Below are 1,973 nucleotides of genomic sequence, written 5' to 3'. Positions count from 1 at the left end.
GCTGTGCGCTCGCCAGCGGGACCGAGAAACTGCCATCGGCGGCGACCGTGGCCGTGCCGAGAGGCTGTCCGTTAACATCACGCACCGTGACGGTCGCGCCGGGTTCGCCCGTGCCGTTCACCAGCGTGCCGTCGGCGGAGATGGTGCCAACGGGCGCCAGCGGTGCGGTCAGGTCCGGCGCTGCGACGGTGGCGGGCGTCGAGACATTGCCCGCCGCATCGCCTTGCGTCACCTGCAACGTCTCGCCATCGATCTGGGCAGGCGTCAGCGACGCGGCATAGCTGCCGTTCGCGCCGACGACGGCGGTGCCGATGACGAGGCCATCGGGATCGCGGACCGTGACGGTCGCGCCGACCTCGCCGACGCCGGTCACGACGGTGCCGTCGCCGCTGATCGTGGCGGTCAGCCCGATCGGGGCGGTAATATCGGGCGCGGTCACCGCGACGATGGGCGAGGCATTGCCCGCCGCGTCGCTCTGGAGCAGCTGGAGCGCCTGGCCATTGGCCTGGGCGGGGTTCAGCGTCACCGCGAAGCTGCCGTCCGGGGCCACCTGACCACTACCCAGCAAAGTGCCGTCGGCGGCGCGGATAGTGAGGGTCGCGCCCGGCTCGCCGGTGCCCGACAGGGTCGCACCCGCATCGACCACCGACCCGGTCGGCGCAAGCGGCGGCGTGGTATCCGGCGCGAGGACGCTGGCGGGGGCGGAGACATTGCCCGCCGCATCGGCCTGCGTCACCTGGAGCGTTTCGCCATTGGTCTGCGGCGTGGTCAGCGTCGCGTTATAGATGCCGTTGGCGGCGACCGTGGCGGTGCCCAGCACCGCGCCGTTCGCATCGCGGATCGTGACGGTCGCGCCTGCCTCGCCCGAACCGGTGACGATCGCGCCGTCACCACTGATCGCGGCGGTCAGCCCGGTCGGTGCGGTGATGTCGGGCGCGGTCAGCGGCGTGGCGGGCGACAGGTTGCCGCCGCGATCCGTCTGGTCGAGCGACAGCGCCTCGCCATTGGCCTGGGGCGGCGACAGCGGCGTGGCGAAGCTGCCGTCCGGGCCGACCGTCACCGTCGCGATCACCGTGCCATCGGCGGCGCGCACGCGGACGGTGGCGAAGGGCTCGCCGGTGCCGGTCACGCTGGCACCATCGGCGGCGATGGTCGCGATCGGTGCCGGGGGGGCGGTCAGGTCGGGGGCGGCGACCGTGGCGGGTGGCGACGGGTTGCCGGCCGGATCGGTCTGCACCGCCGACAGGGTCTGGCCGCTGATCTGCGGCGGGTTGAGGGTCAGGGTATAGCTGCTGTCCGCAGCCACGACCGCGCTGCCCAGCGGCGTGCCGTTGGTGTCGACGACCTGCACCGTCGCACCGGGCTCGCCATTGCCATAGACCGCCGTGCCGTCCGCCAAGAGTGTGGCAAGCGGCGGGGCGGGGGGCGTGATGTCGGGCGCGGTGACGGTGGCGACGGGCGAGACATTGCCCGCCGCATCGGTCTGCGTCACGGACAGGGTTTCGCCATTGGCCTGCGGCGTGGTCAGCGGCGCGCTGAAGCTGCCATCGGCGGCGACGGTGACGGTGGCGAGCACGCTGTTGTCGGGCGCACGCACGATCAGGGTCGCACCCGGCTCGCCGGTTCCGCTGATGCTGGTGCCGTCCGCGCCGACCGTCCCGACGGGAGCGGCGGGGGCGACGAGATCGGGCGTGACCGCCACGCTCGCGGGCGAGGTATTGCCCGCTGCATCGGTCTGGATGGCCGACAGCGTCTGGCCGTTGGCGACCCCCGTGGGCAGGGCCACGCCGAAGCTGCCGTCGCTGCCCACCGTCGCGGTGCCGATCGGCTGGCCGCCCGCATCGACGACCTGCACCGTGGCGCCCGGCTCACCCGTGCCGGTCAGCTGCGTGCCGTCCGCGCTTACCGTGACGACTGGCGCGGTCGGAGCCGTGATATCGGGTGCGCTGATGGTCGTGGCGGGCGAGGTGTTA

General features: G+C 73.1%; 1 protein-coding gene. It reads right to left on the bottom strand.

Annotated features, from left to right (window positions below):
• Positions 1-1,973 (bottom strand): Ig-like domain-containing protein (locus SP5_RS18285; protein ID WP_042491515.1); only part of this gene is annotated, 1,973 nt, incomplete at both ends.

It is taken from the genome of Sphingomonas parapaucimobilis NBRC 15100, assembly GCF_000787715.1.
GTDB lineage: Bacteria > Pseudomonadota > Alphaproteobacteria > Sphingomonadales > Sphingomonadaceae > Sphingomonas > Sphingomonas parapaucimobilis.
This window is presented reverse-complemented; position numbering and strand designations above follow the sequence as displayed.